Origin of the sequence: Saccharomonospora sp. CUA-673 (assembly GCF_001942305.1) — a bacterium.
Taxonomy (GTDB): domain Bacteria; phylum Actinomycetota; class Actinomycetes; order Mycobacteriales; family Pseudonocardiaceae; genus Prauserella.
Window position 1 is genome coordinate 93117 of sequence record NZ_MKKE01000055.1, and the last position, 20817, is coordinate 113933.

Consider the following 20817-nt stretch of genomic DNA (forward strand, 5'->3'; position numbering starts at 1 on the left):
CTCGACATGAACGAGAGGTAGCTCTCAGGTGTCGAGAGCGTCACACAACCGGGTAATACGGTAACGCCTGGTCAGCCCGGGTCCGTGGGTGTCGAATCGGGGTCCACGCGCAGCTCGTGGAGCACGACGACGCCTCCGTAGGTGGGCTGTTCGAGGCGCTGGTCGTCGCTCGCGGCGTACTCGTCGATCACGGCCTGTAACCGCCCGTGGAGCGCGGCGGCATCGCCCGGGGACAGGTGCAGCGCGAACCGGAGGAAGGTGTGCACCGAGCCCGGGCCGGCCGCGCGGACGGGGCTGATCGGGGTGCGCACGGGGGACGTCGACGCCTGACCGGCTTGTGGTTCCGGTACTTACCTCGGGGTGAGTACCGCAGAACATTGTGCGTACTTCCCGCTCCGGCGGTGCGCTGTCAGGTTGGATGCCATGACGAACGCAACGGGTGTGACGGTGTTGGGGACGGGCGCGATGGGCGGTGCGCTCGCGGGTGCGTTGCTGGACGCGGGACATCCGGTGACGGTGTGGAACCGGACGCCGGCGCGCACGGCCGCGCTCGTGGAGCGTGGCGCGGCGGCCGCGGACACGGTGGCGGAGGCGGTGTCGGCGCATCCGCTGGTGGTGGCATGCCTGCTGCGGCACGACTCGGTGCGCGACACGCTCGGCCCGGTAACCGGCGAGCTGCGGGGACGCACGCTGGTGAACGTCACGACGACGACGCCGAACGAGGCGCGCGAACTGGCGCGGTGGGCGGCCGAGTGGGACGTGACGTATCTGGACGGCGCGATCCTGGCGGTGCCGGAGATGATCGGGTCGCCGGCGGCGCAGGTGTTCTACAGCGGTGCGCGGGAGGCGTTCGAGCGGTACCGCGACGTGTGGGACGTGTGGGGTGCGAGCGTGTTCGACGGCGACGATCCGGGCATGGCGTCGCTGGTGGATCTGGCGCTGTTGTCGGGGATGTATCAGATGTTCGCGGGGTTCTTCCACGGCGCGGCGATGGCCGGTTCGGCGGGGATGAGCGCGGGCGAGTTCGCCTCGCGCGCGGCGCCGTTCCTGTCGGCCATGGCGGGTGGCGTCGTCGACTACGCGGCGGTGATCGACGGCGGGGACTACACAGTGGACGGTCAGCAGAGTCTGGATTTCTCCGACCTGTCCCCGATCCTGCGCGCCAGCGAGGAACAGGGCGTCGACCCGGCGCCCCTGGCCCCGTTGCAGGCGTTGATCGCGAAGCAGATCGCCGCCGGCCACGGGGCCGAGGGGCTGTCCCGGGTCTACGAAGCCCTACGCACCTGACCCCGGATCAACCGAGGGTTGCGGGTCGGCAGGCGGTGTCCCGTCCGGCCAGACGCAGGGCGACGATGCGCCGAGCGCCAGGCTGCCGTCGGTGCTCTGCTTGACAGACATGCGGAACGCGTCGTCGTTGTGCTCCACGGACACGAACCGGTCGTTGTCGGCACGTTTGTCGGTCAGCACGTGGTAGCCGTGGGACGTCCAGTGCGCCAACAAAGTCTCCACGAACTCGTCGTTCCGGTCGGCGGGCAGGTCGTCGAGCCAGTACTTCCGCGACACCTGGTAGCGACCACGCGGACCGTTGTCGGTCGGGTCGGTGCACTCGGCCTCGCCGTTGCGCAGCACCGTCAACGTCGGCGCCACCGGCAACGCCGCAACGGCATCGTCGACATGCTGCTGCGCACGTTCGTGCGCCTGCTCGATCGTCAGCGTATCCATCGGCTCCCCATCCCCTGTTCCACGGACGTCACGGCGTCGAGGGTGACTGTCCCACGACGATCTTCGCGAGGTTGTTCAACGACTCCGAGTTCTCGTCCCAGTACTGCGAATGGGCCGTGTCGGATTTGCCGAGGAACCCTCCCGAGTCGCCCTCGCCGGCATCGAACTCGATCACGCCGTCCATGCTGCGCGGCTGGATACCGTGAATGAACGGCGGCGTCCCCTTGATGATGTCGTTCTCGGTCGTACCCGCGTACACGTCCGTGCCCTCGGGCAGGTTGAACTCGTCCAGGCTGCGCACCCCCATACCGGGACTGCCGATGGCCACGACGTTGTCGACGTTCAGCGTGCCCTCCTGCGCCGCGTGCCCGACCGCGGTGGACCCGTAGCTGTGCCCGATCAGCGTGTTGTGCGAACCGCCGTCCTCGTGGGTGGCACGCAAACCGTCCTGGAACGACAGCAGGTCGCCGGCGGCGTCCTCGGCGCGGCCGCTGCCGACCGCCTCGTCGAGGGTCGGGGGCGCGTCGTAGCCCTGCCACGTGATGTGGACCGTGTCGGAGCCCCGCTCGGTCGTCTCCACGGCACCGAGGATCGCGTCGGCCTTGCCGAACTCGCCGCCGACGTTGCCGATGTGCGAACCGGTTCCCGGCACCGAGGTGATGACGTTGTCGGCGGTGTCCGGGTTGCCACCGGTCGCGACGACCGACGTTCCACTGTCCTCTGTGGAGTAATCGATGAGGTACGTCTCCAGGCTGTCGTCCTCCAACCGTTCGTTGATGGAGTCGAGCCCGCGGATCGCCTGGGTGACCTGTTCCAGTTCCCGGTCCTGTCCCTCGTGGCGTTCGTCGCCCATCGCGTCGAGTTCTTCCCGCCGTGCCACCAGGTCGGCGTACTCGTCGACGATGGTGCTGCGGTTGGCGCGATCGCGCGCGGCGACGGGAACGCCGTCCATTCCGCCGATGAGTTCGGGATGGTTGTAGATCGCCGATTCCTGTTCGGTGGGGCTGAGGCTGTCCCACCAGTCCTTGACGTCCTGCGGCGAGGCGTCGTGCGGGATGTCGGACTTGCCGAGCACGTGCCCGTCGCCGGTGACCTCGAGCTGCAGCCCGGCGGCGTCGGGTGCGGCCTCCTCGAGTGCGTCGCGCGCGGTGCGGTCGGCCTCCGACACCTGCTGCAGGGTCGACGTGACGACCTGGGTCATCTCCTCGGCGCGTTCGGCGTTGGCCCGCTGTTCCTCGTCGCTCCGCGCGTCCTGCGGTCCGTCCGAGACGGCGCGGACGGTGCCGTCGGATTCGACGGTCAGATACTGGGTCGATTCGGCGGCCTCGACGATCCGGTTGACCGTCTCCTGTGCCTCGCTGATCGCGTCGGACAAGGTGCGCAGCACGCCGGGGATCCGCTCGATGTGCTCGACGGCCGTGGCGAACCCGCCGCGCACGTCGCCGATGTGGTCGCGTGCGGTGTCGGCGGCGTCGCCGGTCCAGTCCTCGATGCGGCCCGTGGCAGCCTTCAGATCCGTGCCGGTGGACGACAGCTCACCAGCGAGGCGTTCCCACTTCTTCGCCAGCTCGTCGAACGACTCGGGGTCGACGCCGCGGAGCTGTTCGAACGAGATCGTGCCCGGGTCGGGATAGTTCGAGCTCACGCGTCACCGTCCGGCGCCAGACCGGGCAGGGTGTCCAGCACCGATTGCTCCATGCCCTCGTAGTCGGCGGCACCCTGGTGCAGGAACCCGCCGAACACGGCGGTCCGCTTGCACAGGTCGGTGATGTGGTGCTCCCACCGAAGCCCGACGCTCGCGGACGTGGCCGCCGCGGCGAAACCGTCGATACTGTCGTGATGCTCGTCGGCTGCGCGCCGGAACTCGACTGCCGCTTCCCGCGCGGCATCAGCCACCTCGACGAACTCGTCGCCCGCGCCGACCAGCGTCGCCGAGTCGACGTCGTATCCACTCACGTCGATGTCCTTCCCCCAGAAATGATCCGGACAAAAGGTACCCCGACGGGGTGGGCCGTGGGAGGGGTTCGGCGAGATCGCCGATCTTGCAGTTCCAGGTGGATGCCCGCCCACTCGACGTCGGAAGGCCTTGCGGCTCAGCGGTTGCTGACGGCGCGTTCAACGGCGGCGATGTAGTCGTCCATCGCGGCCACCGGGGTTCCGCCGGGCATCAACAGGTCGCGCTGGCCGCGCGTGAGTTCGAGCTGGACGCCCTTGCCGCGGTCGTTGCGGTTGGCGATGTTGTCGGGGTTCTCGCCCTTGAGGTTGTCGGGAATGTCGCTGGGCGCCTCGAAACCCTCGTCTCGAAGTTCCTCGCGGACCGCGTCGCGCAGCTCGGTGTCCAGACCACCGACGTACGTCTTGGCATCGTCGCCGGCCGCGCCGTGCCAGGAGATCGTGTAGTCGGAGTTCTCGACGACCTCGACGGTCCTCGGCTCGTCGAAGTTGGTCGAGGTGATGTGCAGAACGCTGTTGCCGGACGGCTTGATCCCCTCGAACGTGGCGAAGGCGTGGCCACCGACCTCGGCCGCGTGGTCGGCAAGCTCGGTGGTGGGCCGTTCGATGCCGCCGCCGTGGATGGCGATGTGGGCGACGTCGGTGTCCCCGGAGCGCGTGGACCGCTGGTAGTCGACGCCCTCGGTCTCGTTGGCGGCGAGTTCGGCGTAGCTGGAGTAGGTGTCGTCGGCCGCGGCCGCCGGCGCGAGAGTGGGAACGGCCAGCAGGGTCACGGCTGCCACGGTCGCGGTCCTGATCTTCATCGGTATCCCTCCAGGTCGGCGCACGTCGCCGGGACGCATCGTAAGCGGGATACCCGGCCCCGGACCTCCGTCGAAAGTCGCTTCCGTGTGCCGGTCGGCGTGGTCGGGCGTCGCAGGCCATCTATGGGAGTGGGTCAGCACCGCTCGCCTACTCGGCGTCGGCGGGCGGTTCGCCGTCCGGCCAGACACACGGGGACGAGGCGCCGATCGAGAGGTCGCCCTCGGTGCTTTCGGTGACCGACATGCGGAAGGCGTCATCGTTGTGCTCGACGGACACGAAACGGTTGTCCTCCTCGCGGTTGTCCGTCAGCACCCGGTAGTCGCTTGACTGCCAGTGCTCGAACAGCACGTCCACGAACTCCGCATTGCGATCGGCCGGGAGATCATCGAGCCAGTACGACTTACCCACCTGGTATCGACCACGCGGGCCGTGGTCGGTCGGGTCGGTGCACTCCGACTCGCTGTCGCCGAACCTCGTCAACGTCAACCGTGGCTGCACCGGCAACGCCGCCACCGCGTTGTCGACGTGCTCCTGCGAGCGTTCCCGCGCCTGTTCGATCGTCAACGTCCGCGGCGGATCACCCACCGGACCGGCACCACACGCCGACAGCACCAACACGCCCGTCACCAACAAGGCCGCCCGGCTCCCCCAACGCACCATCCGCCGACTCTCCCACAACGAGCCGTCGCTGCCTCGAAGGAGAGCGCATAGCCGGGCGAAACGCACTCGTACGAGCCCGCACGGCCGTGTGTCGAAGCTCCAGCGGGTGACCGACCCACCGAGTCGACCGGCTAATGTCAGCGGTCGGTCGTACTGTAGGCAGGAGACGGAATGCGGGAGGTACGCATGGCGCGAAGCGACCAACTGCGCCGGCTTCTCGCGAGCTACGCCGAGGCCGACGATCGCGAGTTCCGGCGGACAGCGGCAGAGATGATCGCCGACGAACGCCGCAAGAACCACCGCAACCTTGCCGATGACCTCGAACGCGCGTTGAACCGCAACCGCCGCGCGGGCGGTGAGGACGCACTGTCCTTGCGCCCTATCCCCAAGAGCCGTGACGAGCGCCCACTGCTCACCCTCACCAAGCCACGCCGTGATCTGGCCGAACTGGTCCTGTCCGAGGAGACCAGCCAGGTCATCGAAGACGTGATCCGGGAGAACCTGTCCAGGACCGCGTTGACCAACCACGCGTTGCGCCCGCGGCAACGGCTGCTGTTCGTCGGCCCGCCCGGAACGGGCAAGAGCGCGACAGCGCATGCCCTGGCTGCCGAGCTGAGCCTGCCCGTCGCGACGGTCACGCTGGCCTCGATCACGTCGTCTCTGCTCGGCGATACCGCCCGCAACCTCGAGGCCGTGCTTGCCTACGCCGAGCAAGTCCCGTGTGTGCTGCTGTTCGACGAGTTCGACGTCGTCGCCCAGGACCGCGGCACCGAACGTGATCACGGCGAGCTCCGTCGTGTCGCGGCCACGCTCCTTCAACTGATGGAGGAGCTGCACGGCGAATCCATCGTCGTGGCGACCTCGAATCACCCGCGCCTCGTCGATTCGGCCATGTGGCGCAGGTTCGACGAGATCGTCGGCTTCGGTTCCCTGGGCCAGGACCAGCTTGCCGCATTGCTGGACCTGCGGATGCGCGCCATGCGGCCGACGTTCGACCGCGACACCTGGGCCCGGCGGTTGGCGTCACTGAGCCCGGCAGAGGTCGAGCTGGTCTGCCTCGACGCTCAGCGACGTGCAGTTCTGGCCGGCAGCAACGACGTCGATGAAGACGCCATGGAAGGCGCACTGGGCCGCATGCTCGAACGCCGCCGGCTACTCCAGGACGAGACCACTCAGCCGTAAGCACGTCCAACTGCGCCCATCGTGGCAGCCACGTCGTCAACTGGTCACTGTTCGGGTATACGTAACTACATGACGCAGCTGTCGCTGGGAGCCGGGGACGCCCATGTCCATCTGCGGCTGACGCGCGCCCTCGACCCCAAGCCGCGTCGGAAGCTCGTACGCGGTGGCGGGCCGGAGGTGCGGTCCGATCACAGATCACACGCGCGGGACATTCGAGCGCAGCTCGCCAAGACTCGCGAACGGCACAAGACCCGCGAACGCATCCTCGGCATTGATCCGGAGCTCATCCTCGTCGTCGAGTTGAACGCCAAGGCCGCCGCGGCGGTGGACGCGTTCGACGGCGCCGGCCTCCAGCTACTCGACGTGACGGGCGCGCGGGTGATGACACTGTTCGCCGATGACGCCGAACTCACCGAGTTCCGGCAACGACTCGACCAATACGAGAACGAGGTCACGGACAAGACCGGCAATCCCCGGTTTCTCAACCTTTTCGGATACATCGAGACGGTTCGCCGACTCGAACCGTCCGACGTCATCGACCCTGAGTTGGAAGATCTCGACAACAGCGTCGTGCGCGTCGACATCGAATGCTGGACACCCGACAACCGTGCTGAAGCCATGCGACGCCATGACGAGACGCTGGGAGCCGTCGCCGCCGCCGGCGGAACCGTCCTCGACAACAGGAAGGATGTCGACGCCGGCCTGTCCGTGATTCGTGCCGACGTTCCCGGTGACCGCATCCTCGACCTGGCTCGAACCGACCGGGTCAGCTGGATCAAGAGGATTCCCCGGCCACTGCTGAGGGCGGTCGACGTCACCAGGTGGTCCCGCGACGCGCTGCCACCTGTCGTCCCGCCACCCGCCGACGCGCCGATCGTCGCTGTCATCGATTCCGGCGTCCAACCCGGCCACCCACTCGTCGAGCCTGCGTTCCACCGGGCGGAGAGCGTGGACGGCACCGACGGATCCGATGTCACGGGCCACGGAACCATGGTCGCCAGCATCGCGCTGCACGGATCGCTGGAGCGTCCACTGCACAGCCATGAACCGCTTACCGCGCGCGGCAGGCTGGTGAGCATTCGCGTTCTCAACGAGCACAATGAGTTCTCCAACGAACGACTGTGGGAGAACCAGCTGCTGGATGCGGTGGACAAGGCCATCGACCTCGGTGCGCGGGTCATCAACCTGTCACTCGGCGACCCGAAGCATCCCTATGTGCCCCCACGTCCCGTCGGTATCGCCGCGGCGCTGGATCGGATGGTCGCCGAGCACGACGTGATCGTGGTCGTCAGCGCCGGCAACGTCCATCCAGAGGAGCACGACGGAAACGGGTACGCGGCCGAGCAGTTGCACCTCGAGGAACGGAATCTGGCACCGCCGGCCATGGCCGCGCTGGCACTGACCGTCGGTGCGCTCGTTCCCGAGCACGATCAGGGCGCGGTGCCGGCACGGGAGTCTGTCGATGTGAACCATCTCGGCACTCCGGGAGATCCGAGTCCGGCCAGCCGCACCGGCCCAGGCATCGAGGACGCAGTCAAACCCGAACTGAGCGCGTCCGGCGGCACCTACGTCTACGACCGTGCGTTTCGGAACGTCAGGCAGGACGCTGCCCGCGGCACCGTTGTCGCTGCCAGCGGTGCCCGGCCGGAGCGCCTGCTACGCGCCGACATCGGCACCAGTTTCGCGGCCCCACTCGTCTCCCACGCCGCGCTCCGGGTACTGGCCAAGTACCCGGGGCTGTCGGCGAACGCCGTCCGTGCACTCCTCCTGTCCACCAGCACACCCGTGGACAGGGTGATCGACAGTGCGACCGACGCCCATGCCCAGCGAATGCAGCGATTCATGAGCGGATACGGCAAGGTGTCGGCTGAGCGCGCCGAAACGTCCACGGAGCATCGCGTTCTCCTGATCGCCGAGGAGGAGCTCCGGATCGACCAGGTGCATTTCTACGACGTCGACGTCCCCTCGTCGTTCTTCACACCCGGTGCGAAGACGGTGGCGATCGGCCTGTCCTTCGACCCCGACACCAGGGGAACCCGACTCCAGTACCTCGAAAGCAGGATGGCAGTACACGTCTACCGCGGCCGTTCCTCCGACGACGTGCAGGCGAAGTTCGCGGCCAACGCCGGTGAACCACCCGAAGAACTGGAGAATGCGAAGGTCAACCTGCAGCCCTCGGCTCAGGACCGTCTCGCGGGCCCCAATCAGGCCGCGAGTGCGTTGTGGAAGCGAGACCGGTGGGACGCACAGAAACACAGCAATCTGGTCGTCGTTGTTCAGAACACCGGGCGATGGGCACCCGAGGGGAAGTCGCAGCGCTACGCACTCGCCGTGCAACTCGAGGTCGAGGAGTCGATGCCGGGCATCTACGCCGATCTCCATACTCGGTTCGACACTGTTCTCGAGAGCGAGGCCGTGGTGGAGACTGAGGTTCGGCTCGGGCACTGACCCGGCCGAAACGTTGATCCTCAGCGCAGGTGCCAGCGGATTCCGTCGTCGGCGGGGGTGTAGCCGAGGGTGGCGGCGTGGCGGGCGATGTCGGTGAAGTGGCGGCCGACCTGGCCGGGTTCGTGGGCGTCGCTGCCGAAGGTGACGCTCGGGCCGCCGGCGTCGCGCCACCGGTCCAGCAGCATCAGGTCGAGGGGTCGTTTGGTGTTGATCTCCAGGCTGCGGCCCGATTCCGCCAGCGCCCGCAGCACGGGGAGGAACGCGTCGGCGAACCGGTGCGGGTCGAACGGTTCGGCGTCGGCGGGCCAGGAGCGCACCGGGTAGTCGATGTGGGCGAGGACGTCGAACTCGGCGGTACCGGTCACCATCGCGAGCACCTCACGCAGGTAGCGGCGCAGGACGGTGCCGGCGTCCTCGACGGCGAACAGGCTCTCGATCATCTGCGGGTGGCCGTCGACGTCGACGGCGTGCACGGCGCCGAGCAGGAGGTCGAACCGCCCGCGCTCGCGCAGGTCGGCCACGGCCCGCGGATGCCGGTGCGGCTCGCTGACCTCGACACCCACGCGCACGTCGAGTCCCGGATACCGCTGCCGCACCGCCGCGACGGCGGCCGCGTGCGCCTCGACGTCCAACTCCGGCGGACGCACCACCCCGTCGTCGCCGAGCCGCGCGGTGAACGTCGGCGGCAGACGATCATGCAGGTGGTCGGGCATGAACCACGCGGTCAGATCGGCGTGCTCGGTGAACACGATGCCGGGAAGCCCCGTCTCGACAGCCCTGGCGCAGGCGCCGTCGAGCGAACCCTCCGGCGCATCCCACGACCATTCGGAATGCACATGGCAGTCGACGGGAAGCTCCCCGGCCATCGCTCACCTCACATCCACTCGGCCACGTCAGCCCAGGAAGATCACCGCCACGAGGGTCGACACGAACAGGCCCGCCATCACCGGTAGGAACAGCTTTCGCGCCAGGTCGAGCACCGGCACGCGGGCGAAACCGGCCACGGCGATCAGCGACGACCACGCGACCAGCGTGCCACCGCCGGCCCAGATGTTGCCCATCTGACCGATCGCGGCGAGCGTCTCCGGGTTCATGCCCGAGCCGGCGCCGAAGCTGCCTGCGAGCGCACCGGTCAACGGCAGACCCGAGAAGCCCGAACCGTCCATGCCCGCGACCAGTCCCACGAGCAGGATGGCGAAGGCCGCGATCAACGGACTGTCCGGCACATGCTGCTGCACCGTCGCGACCATGTCGAACAGCAGGCCCTCGCCGACGTCGTCCTTGCCGAGGATCTCGGCCGCGAACTCCCCGTTGCCGAGGAAGAAGAACCCGGCGATGGGGATCACGATGCCCATCGCCTTGAACGCGAACACGAGCCCGTTCACCACGTGCGTCGCCGACGACTCCAGGAATCCACGGCCCTCGCCGACCAGCGCGGCCAGGATCACGACGAACGCCGCGACGCCGCCGACCAGACCCGCCGCCTCGCCGGCCTCCAGGTCCGGCACCGACGGCGACACCTTGGCGACGATCAGGTACACGATCAGCGACAGGTACAGCGCGGGCACGAGCATGGCGAAGAACGTCGACGCCTTCGGGTTCGACGACGCCGCATCGTCGGGGTCGGGCTCGTCGCCGGAGCCGCCTGCCCGTTCGGCGACCACCGTCGTCGTACCGCCACCGTCGTCCCCGGCCCCGGTGGAACCCGCGGAACCGGCCCGCACCTGCGCGCCAGCCCGTTCGCCGCTGCCGGTCGAGCCCGCCTCCCTGGACCCGACGGCACCGCCCGCCTCGACACCGACGACCTGACCCTTGCCCTCCCAATCGGCCAGCAGCTGCGGCGACGGGGTGCGCATCTTGCGCATCTCGATCGCGTAGGTCAGCAGGAGCGCGACACCACCGGTGACCAGTGCCAGCACGAGCGCCTTGTCTGTGACCTCGTTCGCCGACAGGCCGCCCGCCTCCGCCGACAGTCCCGGTGCCACCCGCATCACGTAGTCCGACGAGAGCGCCATGCCCTGACCGGCGGTGGCCACCACGGCGCCGACCGCGATGGGCCGCATGCCCGCCCGGATCGCCACCGGGAAGAGGACCGCGCCCAGCAGCGGCACGACGGGAGTGGGCCAGAAGAACAACGACATGAAGAACATGACGAGCGCGAGCACCCAGAACGCCATGTGCCCGTTGCGCATGACCCTACGGAACGGAGCGACCATCTTACGGTCCGCACCGATGACTTGGAGCGAATGGAGCATCGCGGTGACCAGCGCGATGATCAGGAAAATGTTGAACAGGTTGGCGGCGGCCACGAGGCTCGCGTTGAAAATTGACGTGATTCCGGTGATCAGACTCCCGGAGAACACGAAGGCCGTCAGGAAAGTGGCGACGAGGGCCGGAACGATGATGTTCTTGCGGGCGATCATCGTGATCAGGATGACGATGACACCGGCAAGGTAGAACCAGTGAGCGGCAGTCAGGGGCATCGGGCTTCCCTTCGGGAGGCATTCGCGCGTTAACCGAAGAGCGTCCGCGCATGCACCACATATCGTCTACCAGCCATGTGCACAACACCCAACAGCAACGTTGTGCACATTGCCCTAGAGCGAGGCGAGTTCACACGCGCAATCTGAGAAAAGGTGCATTTAGTGGAAATGTGACGACGCGGTAACCCACGCCGGCACCTTTTCGTGTTCAGTCGACGGGCGGAGGTGCGTTCCTTCCATGTCGAAGGCGGCCGTGCACAACACCGGCAGTCCCCGGATCCGATCGGGAAACGATTCCGAGCCCGGCGTTCGTGTCCTCCTCACGCTGCTGTCCGTGACGCTTTTCGGCACGGTCTGCAACACCGTGGTCAACGTTCCCCTGCGGGACATCAGCACCGACCTGGGCGTTCCGCTGCCCACCGGGGTGCTGGCCGTGACGGCGTTCGTGCTCGTCCTGGCCGCGGCCATGCCGGTGATGGGGTGGATCGGCGACCGGTTCGGGCACACCCGCGTGCTGATCACCGCGCAGCTGCTGTTGCTGGCCGGCATGATCGGCGCGGCGCTCGCGCCGACGATGACGGTGCTGGCGCTGAGCAGGGGCGTCCAGGGACTCGGCTGCGCCGCGGCACCGCCGTGCGTGATGGCCATGCTCTCGGCGGTCTACGGCCCGGCACGCCGCACCCGCACGATGGGCGCCTGGGCCGCCGCCAACGGCATCGGCCAGGCACTCGGCCCTCCGCTGGGCGGTCTGCTGTCGCAACCGCTCGGCTGGCGGGGCGTGTTCTGGATCCTGGTGCCGGTGAGCGCGTTGCTCGTCGTGGCGCTGATCGCGTTAGTGCCGCGGGCGATGCCGCACCCCACGCGCCTGCACTGGCCGGGTGCGCTGTCGTTCACCGTCGGCGTCGCGTTGTTGATGTCGGCGGCCGCGCTCGGCCCGGACGGTGACGTCCCGCTGTGGGCGGTGGGCGTGCTCGCCGCGACGGGCGTCGCGAGCCTCGTGCTGTTCGCACTCGTGTCCCGCGCCCGGGTCGTGGCCAGGAGGAACATCGCCGCGTTCGTGCCGCCTGCCCTGTTCGTGACACCACGGTTCTTCCGCAGCGGCGTCGCCGCGTGCGCGCAGATGTTCTGCCTCGGCGCGACGCTCGTCGCCGTGCCGCTCCACGTCACCGGCGCGCTCGAACGGTCGACGGCGGTCGCGGGCCTGTTGGCGTTCGCGCTGCCCGCGGCGATGGCCGCGCTCGCACCCGTCGTCGCAGGCTCAGCGAGCGGATCGGACCCCGGGTCGTGCTGCGCACCGGCCTGGTGACGCTCGTGGGCGCCCCGTGCGCGCTGGGCGCGATCATGACCGGCGCGGCGCCGCTGCTGTGGCTCACGGTGCTGCTCGTCGTGATCGGCACCGGGATCGCGCTGGTCCAGACACCCGCGGCAGCGGGCGCTGCCCGCACGACACAGACCGGTGCCGGCGCGGCGCTCGGCGTGTTCAACACCCTCCGCTTCGGAGGCGCCACCCTGGGCACCGCGTGGGCTGGATCGCTGTACCCGCGCGGGGAATCGCTCGTGCTGTTCGTGGGCTGCGGGACGCTCGCGCTCCTCGCGCTGCTGATCAGCTTCGCCGGCCGCGACCCCGAACCCGTGTGACCCCGACCGGCCTCAGGTAGGCCGCAGTTCCCGGTCCACCGTCGCCGTGGTGTTCGCGAGCAGTTCCAACTTGCACGCCAGCCACAACGCGAACTGGTGCTCGGCCTCGCGCAGGTTGAGTCGCAGCGCCCGCGACGCCCGCTCCAGCTTGTAGAGCATCGTGTTGCGGTGGATGTGCAGCGCCCGCGCGGCCGCGTTCACATTGCCGCCGCACTCGATGTAGGTGACGACGGCCCGTTCCAGATCGGACCCGCCCGTGCTCTCCTCGCGCAACGGGGCCAGCAGTTCGTCGGCGAAACCCTTGCCCACCGGGCTGCCGGCCAGTTCGGACAGCGCCGCGAAGACGCGCAACTCGTGGAAACCGCACACGCTGTCCAGACCGAGCTGCTGCCGGAGCCCGAGCGCGATCCGCGCCTCCCGGTAGCTGTCGGTGATCCGGACGGCGCCGCTGACCGGCCTGCCGTAGGCCACCTGCACCGGCACCCCCAGTTTGCGGACCAGGTCCTGTTCCAGGGTTCGCGCGTAGTCGGCGACGAACCGGTTGGCTGCGTCGGGGGTGGTCCGTTTGGGCCGGTCGAACCGGTACACCACCGCCAGGACGTCGCCCACCGCGGCGGCGAGGGTCTGCGTTCCGGGTGGTGAGGTGCGCGCGACGTCGCGGACGGCGTTCGGGACCGCGTTGCCGGGTTCGCCGCCGCTCGCCGCGCGGAAACCGCCGGCGACGATCACCGCGTAGTCCGAACCGGTCGGGAACCGGTAGTGCTCGGCCCGCGCCGCGAGATCGGCCTCCGTCGCGAACCTGCCGTGCAACAGCGCATGGACGAAGTCGCCGCGGGCACGTTCCTCCGCCTCGGAGATGCTGCGCATCCGCAGCATCTCGGTGCCGACGATGGTGATCGCCTGCTCCACGACCACCCGATGCTGCGCCACGTCGTGCGGATGCGGCCGGGCCGCCGGCTCGACGAGAACCACCCAGCCGTCGTGCCGACCGCCCAGCACGATCGCCCCGACCACGCAGGTGAACGGATTGCCGGCGATCTCGACGGCACCGACGATCGGCCCGCGCCCGCCGTCCAGCGCCCGGTCGAGCAGATCCGGCGGATCGTCCCGCAGCAGTTCCCGCATGGTCCGGGCGGTCAGCACCTCCCCGGACGGGGTCGAGGACTCACCGACCGAACCCGCCTGCGCGAACTCGAGCACCTGGTAGTCGCTGTCCAGCACTGCCACGGCGCACTGAGACAGCCGCGACATCTGGTGACACAACGCCGAGATGCCGGCTCCGCGGTACGACAACTCCGCCAGCGCCTGATGCACCCGGACCCCGTACCGCATGACGTGCGCCTCGTGCGCCAGGACGAGCTCGGCCACGAGCCGGCCGACCTGCCGGAAGTCCGTGTGCGCACCGACCGTGATGATCGGCATCGCCTCGGCGTCGGCGCGGTCGGCTTGGGCGGTCCCGGGTTCGCCGCCGGCGACGACGAGCGCCACCGGGCGACGGGCGCGCAGCTCGGCCAGTTGATCGGCCTCGACGTCGGACTCACGCGCATACACGAGCACCCCGTCGAGGTCCTCCTCCCCGGACAGGGCCTGCTGCCAGGGCAGACACCACGTGACGACCCGGTCGCGCGCGCCGTCCCCGGTGATCGTCGCGTCGCGGAACAACCGCTCCTGCAGCACGCGGGCCAGCGTCGGCTCGTGGGACAGGGCTGGGTCGTCGGACGAAGTCGGTTCATGGGACGGCGTCGATGTCTCGGGTGCAGCCAGCTCCACGTTTTCCCCTTTCGGGCCCACCGCTCGCTCACACCGCGTTGGGCAGGGTGCATAGGGAGACGGCGGTCGGATTCGGCATTTTGACCATTGTTGGCGACCGGGCGCAAGGGCCAGATTGGAGTTCGAATCCCACCCCGACTCCCAGCAGGAGGAGACCACGTGCACACGGTCAATCGGATCACTCTCGACGACGCCCTGCCCATCCTCGCGGCCGCGAGGGCCAAGGCCGAGGAGATCGGCGTGAAGCAGACCATCTGCGTCTGCGACGACGGCGGGAACGTGATCGCGCTCCACCGGCTGCCCGGTGCCCGCCTGACCGGCGTGGAGATCGCGATCGCGAAGGCGTTCACCGCGGCCGGCCACGAGCGGGCCACACACCTGTTCAACGAGCCGCCGAACGGCCCTGCCCTGCCGGGTAACGAGGCCTTCGGGATCAGCCACATGCTGCCGGGCAAGTTCGCCATCTTCGTCGGCGGATTCCCGATCCTGCACGAGGGTCAGATCGTCGGCGGCGTCGGTGTCAGCGGCGGCAACGGCGACCAGGACAAGGCGGTGGGGGCCGCGGCACTGGCCGCGTTCGAGGAGCACGTGGCACCGGTTCCCACCTCCTGAAGGCCTCCTGGAGCACACGATGACGAGAGCGGCGGCCCGGCAGTACGCACTGCCGGGCCGCCGCTTCACCAATGGATCGTCACGATGGACGCGGTGAGGTCGACCTCGACCGGAGCGCCGGAGGGCAGGCTCGCCACTCCGATCGCCGTCCGCGCGACGGTTCCCCGCGCGCCCAGCCACGCCCGCAGCGGTTCCGAGGCACCGTCCGCGACGGCCGTGTGCTCGGTGAAGTCCGGTCCGCAGGCCACGTACACGGTCATCCGCAGGCACCGCGCGATCCGGTCCAGGCCACCGGCCGCGTCGGCCACCGCCAGCAGGGCATTCGACGCGGCGAGTGCCGCCGCCTTGCGCGCGGCGGCGACGTCGACCTCGATGCCGACCCTGCCCTGCAGGCGCAGTTTGCCGCCGATCCTGGGGGTCATCCCGGCGCTGAAGGCCAGACCACCGTGCACGACGGCCGGTACGTAGTCACCCTGCGGTGGGGCGACATGTCGGGTCTCGGTCCGTTCAGTCACCGAGCACCACCCCGTCCTGTCTCGGATCGGCACCACCGGACAACACACCCGCGGCGTGGTCGGCGGCCAGCACCAGGGCCGAGCCGCCTGCGTCCCACGGGCCGATCGCGCGCACGGTGTGGCCGCGGCCGCGCAGCTCGGTGAGCACGTCGTCGCCGAGGCGATCCTCGCAGCGCAGCTCCGGTTCGTCGCCGATCGTGTCCGCGTCGCTGCCCGGGTGGACCGTGAACCGCGGTGCGGACACGGCCTGCTGGGCGTCGGCTCCGTGGTCGACGAGGTGCGAGAGCAGCTGGGTGTTCCACTGCACCTGCCCGTCCCCGCCGGGGGTGTTGCCGACGTAGCGGAGCCGGTCCTGCTCGTCGGTGGCGATCCACGCGTTGAGCGTGTGCAGCGGCCTGCGCCGGGGACGCACCTCGTTGGGGTGGCCGTCGATCAGATACGCACCGCGGCCGAGCCGGTTGTTCAGCACGACCCCGGTGCCCGGGATCGTCACGCCGGAACCGAACGTGAACGCCAGCGAGTGGATGAAGCTGACGGCCCGGCCCTCGGCGTCGACGGCCACGGTGGCGGTCGTGTCCCCGTCGGGGCGCACGTCACCGGGCGCCGCACGCTCGCCCGCGGCGATCTCGGCGCGCGCGGCGCGGACGGTGTCGGGCTCGAGCAGTCGCCGCCATTCGTCGTTGTCGCTGGCGCAGCCGGCGAACCGGTCGGCGAACGCGCGGCGCGCCGCGGCCGCGAACAGGTCCACCGAGTCCGCACCCAGCACCGGGTGTTCGCCGAGCCTGCCGTCGCTGAGCGCGGCCTGCTGCAGCATCATCCACCCGGCCGAGGGCGGCGGAGTCTGATGCACCGTCACCCCGCCGTAGCGCGTCGAGATCGCCCCGCCCACCAGCGGCTCGCCGCACAGCTGCCATTCGTCACCGGAGAACGGGACGTCGGCGGCACGCAGTGCCGCAACGGCCTTCTCGGCCAGTTCGCCCTTGTAGAAGGTGCCGGGGTCGGCAGCCAGAATGCGCATGGTCTGTGCGAGTTCGGCCTGCACCAGCCTGGTTCCGACCTCCGGCACCCTCCGCTCGGGCAGGAACACCGCACCGGTGCCCGAATCGGCTGCGAGCAGTTCGGTGTGCGCTGCGATGTCCGCCCGGGTCTTGGCCGTGCACGGGACGCCGCGTTCGGCGGCGGCGATCGCCGGGGCCCACAACTCGTCCAGCGGAAGTGTCGCCGACCGTGCGTGCAGCGCGGCCAACGCCGCCGGAGCTCCGGGCACGGCCACCGACAACCCGCCGCGCAGCGGCACCGCCGTGCACCCGCGGTCCCGGTAGAACGACGGCTCACCGCCGTCGGGGCCGAACCCGCTTCCGCCGACCGTCCACACGCTCCCGTCGGGTTCGCGGACGACGGCGAACGCGTCGCCGCCGATGCCGCACTGTCCCGGCAGGGTCAGCCAGCACTGCGCTGCCATCGCCAACGTCGCGTCGACCGCGTTCCCACCCGAGGCGAGCACGTGATTGCCCGCCGCGGTGACGGCCGGATGACTCGCTGCCGCCAGATGCCGCGAGCCGAGCACGGCCCTACGGTCCGGCGTGTCCCATGTCCGTTGCCACATGTCGTTATCCGACGGCGTTCCGGCGGCGCGGGCCACCCTCGGCGATGTCCTCCGGGGTGACGCCGACGAAGATCTCGCCGTCCTCCTCCTTCACCGGGTAGGTGCGAATGGGCTTCGTCGCCGGCGGGCACACCGGCTCCCCGCTCTCCAGGTCGAACACGCTGCCGTGGCACGAACAGCCGATGCCCTCGTCGACGAGCTTGCCCGAGGAAAGCAGACAGTCCAGATGCGTGCAGTAGTTGGACGTCGCGTACGCCGTGCCGCGCAGCCGCGCTACGGCGATCTCCAGTTCGCCCGCGTAGAAACGGCGAACGTAGCCCTCGGGAATCTGGCCGGAACGGGCGACCTTGACGAATTCCATGCGTGCTCCTCCGTGGTTCTGTCAGGGACTGACGTAGACGGTCTTCTCGGCGGTGTAGAACTGCGACATCTGCTCGCCGGCCTGCTCCTTGGACGTCTGCGTGCTCGACGCCTTGAGCCCGCCGAACGGGGCGTTGCCGGCCATGCCCGTGGTCGGCTGGTTGATCTTCACCAGACCCGACGTCACCTGTTCGGCGAAGGCCAGCGCGCGGCCGAGGTCGCCGGTGACGATGCCGGTGGACAGTCCGTACGGCGTCGCGTCCGCCACCTCGACGGCCTCGGCGAACGAGGCGACCTCGAGGAACGCCACGAGCGGTCCGAACACCTCCTCCTGCGCCAGCCGCGAGTCCGGCGCGACGCCGGAGAAGACCGCGGGTTCGAGGAAGTAGCCGTGTTCGACATCCGCCGGTGGTTGTCCTCCCGTGTGCAGCCGGGCGCCCTCGTCGAGGCCGAGCTGCACGTACCGGCGCGTCTTGTCGTACTGCTCCTGCGTGGCCAGCGGGCCGAGCTGAACCCCGTCGGTCATCCCGTCGCCGATGGTCAACGCCTCCGTCCGCGCCACGACCCGCTCGAGCAGCGCGTCGTGGACATCGGTGTGCGCGATGACCCGGCTCGTTCCCGTGCAGGCCTGGCCGGTGAGGCCGAACGCTCCCCGCACGATCAGGTCCGCGGCACGGTCGAGGTCGGCGTCCTCGAGCACGACGACGGCGTTCTTGCCGCCCAACTCCAGCTGCGTACGCCGGTCGGGACCGACCGCGCTGTGGATGCGCTCGCCGACCGCGGTCGATCCGGTGAACGTCACCGCCGATACCCGGGGGTCGCCGACCAACGCCGCACCGACCTCCCCGCCACCGTGCACCAACGCCAGCGCCCCCTTCGGCACACCGGCCTCGAGCAACGCCTCCACCATGCGCATCGCCAGAACCGGCGTGACCTCGCTCGGCTTGTAGACGACACCGTTGCCCGCGGCCAACGCCGGCCCCAACTTCCGCGAGGGGATGTTGAGCGGGAAGTTCCACGGCGTGATCGCGGCGACCACGCCCACCGGTTGCCGCGCCGTGTACACGAGCCCGGACGCAGCCGGGTACGTCCGGCCCGTCATCCGCAGCGCCTCACTCGCGTAGAAGCGCAGGTTCGCCGGCGTGCGGCGCACCTCGCCCAGCGCCTCACCGAATGTCTTGCCCTCCTCGGCGACGAGCTCCGCCGCGAGCTTCTCCGGGTCCCGTTCCAGGACCGCGGCCGCCGCGTTCAACACCTCGGCACGCTTCTCGGGTCCCGCAGCCGCCCACTCGTGCCGGCCCGCCTCGACCGCACCGACCGCCGCCGCGACGTCGGCCGCCGCGGAATCCGGCGCCGTGGCAACGACGGACCGCGTGTCCGCCGGGTTGCGCCGTTCGAACCGGCGTCCACTCTCGGCGCCGGTCCACACCCCACCGATGAAGTTCTCCGTCATGCCACTTCCTCCATCGCCAGTTCGAACAGATCCACGTCCTCGTCCTTCAGGACATCGGGGCTCACGGGCACCCCACGGGAGATGAGTTCCTTGGCCGCGAGCACGTCGCCGCCGCGCTCGGCGGCGAACACCGCGCGCACCGCACCGCCGGACAGGAAGAAGGCACAGAAGTCCACATCGGACAACGAACCGCGTACGACGATCTCGTCCCAGCTCGTCGCGTGCCCCGCGTACTGCAGGTTCACGTCGTACTGATCCGACCAGAACCAGTGCGGGTCGACGAACGGCTGACTACGGCCGAGCATCGCGTTGGCCGCCGCCGTGGACAGCCGGTTCGCGCTGTCGAAGTGCTCGGTGCGGACGTGCCCACCCACGAGCGGGTGGAAGTGCGATGCGACGTCACCCGCGGCGAACACGTTCGGCAGCGACGTGCGGCCGTGCTCGTCGACGACGATCCCGTCGGCCACCGTGATGCCCGCGTCGACGGCGAGGCCGGTGGCCGGTTCGATGCCGATGCCCACGACGACGGCGTCCGCGTCGATCCGCCTGCCGCCCGACGTCGTCACGGTCACGCCGGCGCTGCCCTCGGTGACGGCGCCCACGGTCTCCCCCAGCACCAGGTCGACGCCGTTCTCCCGGTGCAACGAACCGCACACGGCGCCCATCTCCGCACCGAGGACCCTCCGAAGTGGAGTGTCCAGCGCCTCGACGATCACCACGTCGACGCCCCGCGCCCGGGCCGTCGCCGCGACCTCCGAGCCGATGAAGCCGGCGCCCACGACGACGAGTCGCGCACCGGGGACCAGGACGTCGCGCAGCCGGTCGGCGTCGGCGCGCGTGCGCAGGGTGTGGATGCGGGATCCGCCGACCCCGGGCAGGGTGCGGGGCCGGCCGCCGGTCGCGATCAGCACCGCGTCGGCACGCACCTCGTCGTCGGCCAGCCGGACGCTGCCGGACGCAGGGTCGAGTCCGAGGACAGGCGCGCCGAGTCGCAGCTGCACGTCCTTGTCGGCGCACCACTCCTCGGTGAGCAGGAAGAGTCCGTCGGTGTCACCCGTCTCGAGGTACTCCTTGGACAGCGGCGGACGCTGGTACGGCAGGTCCGGTTCCGCACCGATGATCTGGATGCCGCCGTCGAATCCGCGACGGCGCAACGTGCGGGCGGCGACGGCGGCGCATTGCCCCGCGCCGATCACCACGATGTCGGACGGCGTCGTGCCGGGAATCCCGGCTTCCTCGGTCGGCATGCGCCTCACCTCGATTCGGCTTGCAGCGGCGCGGCGGACGTCGCCGGCTGCGTGGGGTTCACGTAGATCCGCCCGTCCTCGACCCGGACGGCGTAGGTGGGCTGGCACATGTCCTGGCCCTCGGCCTCACCGGTCTCCGGGTCGAAACGCCACTGGTGGCCGGGGCAGATCACCCGGCCGTGCAGGACGGTTCCCTTGGTCAACGACCGTTGCTTGTGGACACACGAGTCCTGGAGCGCGTACACGCGGCCTTCCAGGTGGAACAGGGCGATCGCCTCGCCCGCAGCCTCCACACGCATCTTCTTGCGCCGCGCGAGCTCGGTCATGTCGGCCAGGTCGACCCACTCGTCCATAGACCTCGTCC

Annotated in this window: 21 protein-coding genes; 6 read left to right on the plus strand and 15 right to left on the minus strand. The window is 69.6% G+C overall.

The window, feature by feature from the left end; all coding sequences use genetic code 11:
- Window positions 1–71: 71 nt before the first annotated feature.
- Complete coding sequence (locus BJF85_RS21040) at window positions 72–311, minus strand: hypothetical protein (RefSeq protein ID WP_075849766.1); 240 nt, start codon at window positions 309–311, stop codon at window positions 72–74.
- A gap of 112 nt (window positions 312–423) precedes the next feature.
- On the opposite strand from BJF85_RS21040, the gene BJF85_RS21045 reads away from it, so the two are divergent.
- A complete protein-coding gene (locus BJF85_RS21045) occupies window positions 424–1287 on the plus strand; it encodes an NAD(P)-dependent oxidoreductase (RefSeq protein WP_075849767.1) in 864 nt (287 codons plus the stop codon).
- On the opposite strand, the gene BJF85_RS21050 is transcribed toward BJF85_RS21045, so the two are convergent.
- The 5 genes from BJF85_RS21050 to BJF85_RS21070 form a co-directional block, all read right to left on the minus strand.
- Window positions 1276–1722, minus strand: coding sequence for a hypothetical protein (locus BJF85_RS21050; protein WP_075849768.1), 447 nt, complete (start codon window positions 1720–1722; stop codon window positions 1276–1278). The genes BJF85_RS21045 and BJF85_RS21050 overlap by 12 nt on opposite strands.
- 28 nt (window positions 1723–1750) lie before the next feature.
- Window positions 1751–3367: an alpha/beta hydrolase gene (locus tag BJF85_RS21055; RefSeq protein WP_255375828.1), complete on the minus strand. Its 1617-nt coding sequence runs from the start codon at window positions 3365–3367 to the stop codon at window positions 1751–1753.
- Window positions 3364–3678 carry a hypothetical protein gene (locus BJF85_RS21060; protein ID WP_075849769.1) on the minus strand — a complete coding sequence of 105 codons (315 nt, stop codon included), beginning with the start codon at window positions 3676–3678 and terminating at the stop codon, window positions 3364–3366. The genes BJF85_RS21055 and BJF85_RS21060 overlap by 4 nt, the downstream gene beginning before the upstream one ends.
- 137 nt (window positions 3679–3815) lie before the next feature.
- Window positions 3816–4478 carry a poly-gamma-glutamate hydrolase family protein gene (locus BJF85_RS21065; protein WP_075849770.1) on the minus strand — a complete coding sequence of 221 codons (663 nt, stop codon included), beginning with the start codon at window positions 4476–4478 and terminating at the stop codon, window positions 3816–3818.
- 148 nt (window positions 4479–4626) lie between these two features.
- Window positions 4627–5139 (minus strand): hypothetical protein, encoded by a 513-nt coding sequence (locus BJF85_RS21070; RefSeq protein ID WP_075849771.1) that lies wholly within the window; start codon window positions 5137–5139, stop codon window positions 4627–4629.
- A gap of 171 nt (window positions 5140–5310) precedes the next feature.
- Here BJF85_RS21070 and BJF85_RS21075 point away from each other — a divergent pair, with 171 nt between their 5' ends.
- Complete coding sequence (locus BJF85_RS21075; protein ID WP_222844620.1) at window positions 5311–6321, plus strand: ATP-binding protein; 1011 nt, start codon at window positions 5311–5313, stop codon at window positions 6319–6321.
- 69 nt (window positions 6322–6390) lie between these two features.
- Window positions 6391–8769: a S8 family peptidase gene (locus BJF85_RS21080; protein ID WP_222844621.1), complete on the plus strand. Its 2379-nt coding sequence runs from the start codon at window positions 6391–6393 to the stop codon at window positions 8767–8769.
- Between the two features lie 20 nt (window positions 8770–8789).
- On the opposite strand, the gene BJF85_RS21085 is transcribed toward BJF85_RS21080, so the two are convergent.
- Both BJF85_RS21085 and BJF85_RS21090 read right to left on the minus strand, forming a co-directional pair.
- Window positions 8790–9635 carry a PHP domain-containing protein gene (locus BJF85_RS21085; RefSeq protein WP_075849772.1) on the minus strand — a complete coding sequence of 282 codons (846 nt, stop codon included), beginning with the start codon at window positions 9633–9635 and terminating at the stop codon, window positions 8790–8792.
- 27 nt (window positions 9636–9662) lie between these two features.
- Window positions 9663–11252: a hypothetical protein gene (locus BJF85_RS21090; protein ID WP_075849773.1), complete on the minus strand. Its 1590-nt coding sequence runs from the start codon at window positions 11250–11252 to the stop codon at window positions 9663–9665.
- A gap of 334 nt (window positions 11253–11586) precedes the next feature.
- Here BJF85_RS21090 and BJF85_RS21095 point away from each other — a divergent pair, with 334 nt between their 5' ends.
- Window positions 11587–12558, plus strand: a complete 972-nt coding sequence (locus tag BJF85_RS21095; protein ID WP_158057057.1) for an MFS transporter — start codon at window positions 11587–11589, stop codon at window positions 12556–12558.
- Entirely contained in the window at window positions 12537–12890 is a 354-nt protein-coding gene (locus tag BJF85_RS26810; RefSeq protein WP_083666602.1) for a hypothetical protein, read from the plus strand. The genes BJF85_RS21095 and BJF85_RS26810 overlap by 22 nt, the downstream gene beginning before the upstream one ends.
- A gap of 12 nt (window positions 12891–12902) precedes the next feature.
- Here BJF85_RS26810 and BJF85_RS21100 read toward each other — a convergent pair whose 3' ends face one another.
- Window positions 12903–14660, minus strand: coding sequence for a CdaR family transcriptional regulator (locus tag BJF85_RS21100; RefSeq protein ID WP_075849774.1), 1758 nt, complete (start codon window positions 14658–14660; stop codon window positions 12903–12905).
- 159 nt (window positions 14661–14819) lie between these two features.
- Here BJF85_RS21100 and BJF85_RS21105 point away from each other — a divergent pair, with 159 nt between their 5' ends.
- Window positions 14820–15272 carry a heme-binding protein gene (locus tag BJF85_RS21105; protein ID WP_075849775.1) on the plus strand — a complete coding sequence of 151 codons (453 nt, stop codon included), beginning with the start codon at window positions 14820–14822 and terminating at the stop codon, window positions 15270–15272.
- Window positions 15273–15337: 65 nt separating this feature from the next.
- On the opposite strand, the gene BJF85_RS21110 is transcribed toward BJF85_RS21105, so the two are convergent.
- The 6 genes from BJF85_RS21110 to BJF85_RS21135 are packed head-to-tail and all read right to left on the minus strand — an operon-like array spanning window position 15338 to window position 20806.
- Complete coding sequence (locus BJF85_RS21110) at window positions 15338–15787, minus strand: RidA family protein (protein WP_075849776.1); 450 nt, start codon at window positions 15785–15787, stop codon at window positions 15338–15340.
- Window positions 15780–17393: a gamma-glutamyltransferase family protein gene (locus BJF85_RS21115; RefSeq protein ID WP_075849869.1), complete on the minus strand. Its 1614-nt coding sequence runs from the start codon at window positions 17391–17393 to the stop codon at window positions 15780–15782. The genes BJF85_RS21110 and BJF85_RS21115 overlap by 8 nt, the downstream gene beginning before the upstream one ends.
- A 4-nt stretch (window positions 17394–17397) precedes the next feature.
- Window positions 17398–17754, minus strand: a complete 357-nt coding sequence (locus BJF85_RS21120) for a non-heme iron oxygenase ferredoxin subunit (RefSeq protein ID WP_075849777.1) — start codon at window positions 17752–17754, stop codon at window positions 17398–17400.
- Window positions 17755–17775: 21 nt separating this feature from the next.
- On the minus strand, window positions 17776–19206 hold the full coding sequence (locus BJF85_RS21125; protein ID WP_075849778.1) for an aldehyde dehydrogenase family protein: 1431 nt from the start codon (window positions 19204–19206) through the stop codon (window positions 17776–17778).
- A complete protein-coding gene (locus BJF85_RS21130) occupies window positions 19203–20453 on the minus strand; it encodes an NAD(P)/FAD-dependent oxidoreductase (RefSeq protein ID WP_075849779.1) in 1251 nt (416 codons plus the stop codon). Before BJF85_RS21130 ends, BJF85_RS21125 begins: the two co-directional genes overlap by 4 nt.
- A 5-nt stretch (window positions 20454–20458) precedes the next feature.
- Window positions 20459–20806, minus strand: a complete 348-nt coding sequence (locus BJF85_RS21135; protein WP_075849780.1) for a Rieske 2Fe-2S domain-containing protein — start codon at window positions 20804–20806, stop codon at window positions 20459–20461.
- Window positions 20807–20817 lie beyond the last annotated feature (11 nt).